Raw genomic sequence first — 373 nt, forward strand, 5'->3', positions numbered from 1 at the left:
CAAAGGTTTTGACTGTGAAGTGTGGGGCTTGCCACTTACCCGCACCATCATAACCTGCACCGCCACCTAAATAGCCAGCAAGCTGTTCATTCATGGAATAAAGCTGAGAACCTGTTACTGCATCACTGGAATCTTTAGAGATGTCACCTGCTGCAACCGCTGTAATCTTGCTATTTTTGACTATACCATCTTGCTTATGCTGCGCGACATATGCTCTGGCTTCATCACTCCACAACAATCCATCTCCTTGTGCCGAAGTGGTTATATCTTTGAGTTTGTCATCAAAACTCTTCATAACATTCTCAAAGCTATCACCAATGCCTGCAAACGCAACTGAGACGTTATCATAGCTCTTATCTTCTGATGAACCATC

At 44.0% G+C, this 373-nt stretch carries 1 pseudogene; it reads right to left on the reverse strand.

Annotated elements, in window-relative coordinates:
- Positions 1 to 373: pseudogene (locus tag ACFIKE_RS12045) on the reverse strand (adhesin); the annotation flags it as partial.

This window comes from Bartonella sp. MU70NMGDW, from assembly GCF_042194085.1.
Lineage (GTDB): Bacteria > Pseudomonadota > Alphaproteobacteria > Rhizobiales > Rhizobiaceae > Bartonella > Bartonella grahamii.